The organism is Streptomyces odonnellii, from assembly GCF_000981895.1.
Classification (GTDB): domain Bacteria; phylum Actinomycetota; class Actinomycetes; order Streptomycetales; family Streptomycetaceae; genus Streptomyces; species Streptomyces odonnellii.
Genome location: NZ_LATD01000536.1, coordinates 1 through 2,995 on the forward strand (window position 1 = coordinate 1; position 2,995 = coordinate 2,995).

Annotated in this window: 3 protein-coding genes; 2 read left to right on the forward strand and 1 reads right to left on the reverse strand. The window is 70.4% G+C overall.

Going from position 1 to position 2,995, the window contains the following annotated elements:
- Nucleotides 1–28 precede the first annotated feature (28 nt).
- Entirely contained in the window at nt 29–931 is a 903-nt protein-coding gene (locus WH07_RS34605; RefSeq protein WP_046508968.1) for an NmrA family NAD(P)-binding protein, read from the reverse strand.
- A 105-nt stretch (nt 932–1,036) separates the two neighbouring features.
- On the opposite strand from WH07_RS34605, the gene WH07_RS34610 reads away from it, so the two are divergent.
- Nucleotides 1,037–1,603, forward strand: coding sequence for a TetR/AcrR family transcriptional regulator (locus WH07_RS34610; RefSeq protein ID WP_046508971.1), 567 nt, complete (start codon nt 1,037–1,039; stop codon nt 1,601–1,603).
- 158 nt (nt 1,604–1,761) lie between these two features.
- On the forward strand, nt 1,762–2,766 hold the full coding sequence (locus tag WH07_RS34615) for a fibronectin type III domain-containing protein (RefSeq protein ID WP_157877492.1): 1,005 nt from the start codon (nt 1,762–1,764) through the stop codon (nt 2,764–2,766).
- Nucleotides 2,767–2,995: the final 229 nt, after the last annotated feature.

Sequence of the window (2,995 nt, forward strand, 5' to 3'; positions counted from 1 at the left end):
ACCCCATCCCCCGTCCCCCGCGGCCGAGTCAGGCCGCGGCCCGCAGGTGCTCCCGTGCCCACTCCTCGAAGCTGGTGAGCGGGATGCCGAGGTCCCGTGCGTATTCCGGGAGTGCGGGCTGCGGGTGCTCGTTGATGTGTGCCTGCCCGAAGCCCATGGCGGGCATCCCGGCGGCGGTCGCCTCCTCCTCGGTCATGTCGGGCGCGGTCAGCTCGGCGCCCAGGGCGCGGGAGAGGATCTCGGCGATGTCGGTCATCGTCAGGTGGTCGCCGGCCAGTTCCAGTTCGACACGGTCGAACCGCTCGGGCGCGGCGATGGCCGCGGCGGCTGCACGGCCGATGTCCTCGACCGCGATGAGGGACAGCCGGGTCTCGGGCTTCAGAAGGCTCACCAGGCCGCCTTCGACGCCGCGCGGGAACATGATCTCTTCGGAGGGGTGGAAGTTCCCCATGAAGAAGCCCGGTTTGATGAGCGTCCAGTGCCTGAAGCCCGCCTCGCGCACCCGGTCCTGGATGCCCATCTTCGCTGCATAGTAGGGCTCCATCCAGGCCCAACGGCCCTTGACCCAGGCGGTGTGCTGCCCGGCGCCGGAGACGGACGTGTGCACGAACTGCGGCACTCCGGCGGCCCTCGCGCCCTCGATCAGATTGACGGCCTGCGCCAACTCGCCTTCGAAGGCACGTCCGTTCATGTCGGGCATCTGCACCGAGAAGACGGCGCGGGCGCCTTCGGCGGCACGGGTCAGGGAGTCGCGGTCGTCGAGATCGCCGGTGACCAATTCGGCGCCGAGCGCTTCGACGGCCTTGGCCCGGTCGGTTGAGGGGTCGCGGACCAGGGCCCGTACGGGAATGCCTGCCGCGAGCAGAGCACGGGCGGTGGCGCCGCCCTGCCGGCCGGTGGGGCCGGTGACCAGGACAGGTTCTGTAGTCATGGGTTACCTCGGGGTGGTGGCACACAGCTAAGTGGCGAGGCCCGCCACTTATGCTCCGGTACGATACGGAGGACCCCGCCACTTAGCAATCCCGGAGATGAGGCCATGCCCGTCCAGCGCGCGGACGCCCGGCGCAACTACGCGCGGATCCTCGCCGTGGCAGAGGAGGAGGTCGCGGCGCACGGCGCCGACGCCTCGCTGGAACAGATCGCCCGTATCGCGGGGGTCGGCTCCGCCACGGTGCGCCGGCACTTTCCGGGCCGGCAGGCGCTGCTGCAAGCGGTGTTCAGCGAACGGATCGAGGCTTTGTGTGCCCGCGCCGAGGAACTGGCCGGGGCGGGCGACGCGCGGGCCGCGCTGCTGGAGTGGCTGGGCGCGCTCACCACGTACGCCGCGTCCGCACGCGGCCTGGCCGACGCGCTGGTCCAGGACGGCATGGCGACCGACGACCCGGCGCATGTGAACGCCTGCTCGGCAAGACTCAACGGCGCGGTCGACCCGCTGCTCCGTAACGCCGCGCAGGCCGGCGCGGTGTCCCCGGACGTGACCGTCACCGACCTGGTCACCCTGGTCACAGGCATCGCCCTGGCCACAGAACACCACCCGGACCCCACCGCCGAGGCCCACCGGCTGCTGGCCCTGACCGTGCGGGGAATCAGCCCGCAGGGGTGATCAGGGGGCGGAGGGGCGCGCGGAGCCGGGAGGCCGACGCAGCAGGACACCCGCCGTTCATGAACTGTGCAGAACGACAGGCTCTAGTAGGCCTCTTCGTATGGCGCGCGCCTCGCGTGCCGTATCGGTTTCTGACTCATATCCGAAGGAGTGCGCCTGTGCGCGATTCTCGTGGACGGCAGTTGAGATGGGTGGCATGCGCCGCCGCGTTGGCGGTGGTGCCCGGTGTGGGGATGGCCACGACCGCGTCGGCGGCCGCGGACCGCACACCGCCGCCCGTGCCGACGGTCCAGCCCGCGACGGTCTCCGGCCGTAACGTCACGGTGAAGTGGAACGCCGTCACGGCCTCGGACCTGGCGGGCTACCGTCTCTACCGTTCCACCACGAAGGCGGTGCCCAAGGACGCGGCGCACCGTATCGGCGGCACGGCCCCGCTGACGCAGCGCTCGTACAACGACACGCCCGCCGCGACGGGCGGCACGTACTACTGGGTGGTCACGGCGGTCGACAAGACCGGCAACGAATCCGCCGTCTCCGCACCGATCACGGCCAAGTCCGTGGACCTGACGCCGCCGCCCGTTCCGACGCTTGCGTCGGCCACGGTCGCAAATAACGGCTACATCACGGTGAAGTGGAACGCCGTCACGGCCTCGGACCTGGCGGGTTACCACCTCTACCGTGCGACCACCAGCACGGTGCCCACGGATGCCGAACACCGGGTCACGTGGTACACACTCGCCACCGGGACGTTGTACAGCGACAGTCCCAAGCCGACCGGTGAGACGTACTACTGGGTGGTGACATCGGTCGACAAGAGCGGCAACGAGTCGGCTCCTTCGGCTCCGATCTCGGCGAAGTCCGTCGACAGCACTCCCCCGCCCGCCCCGACCGGCGTGACGGGCACGTTCGACGCGGCCACCCAGACGGTCACCCTCACCTGGGACCCCAAGTCGGCCTCCGACACCGAAACGGTCGGCTACCGGCCCATCTACTGCAGCACGGACCTCAGCTCGCCGTGCTTCATCAGGGTGACCGACCCACCGCTGACGACCAACACGTGGACCACGTCGGCCACCGGCCCGGGTCCGTTCGCCTTTGCCGTCGGTGCGGTGGACGCCCGTAACAACGTGGCCTCCTCGCCAAGGATCATCATCACCCGCTGAGCCTTCGGCCACGCCGTGGGCCGCCGACTGAGCCACGCACGTGGCTGTGTGCGCGGGCTCGGCAACTTCCTGGCCCGTCCGGGCCGGGGAGAAGCCGAGCCCGTCAGGGCGTGGAGCCGGGCGGGCCGCCGGAGCAGTGCATGGCGAAGGGCCCCTCCTCGTATGAGAAGGGGCCCTTCGTGTGGAGCGCCCGGCAGGCCTTGCACCTACATTTCCCACCGGCTGGTGG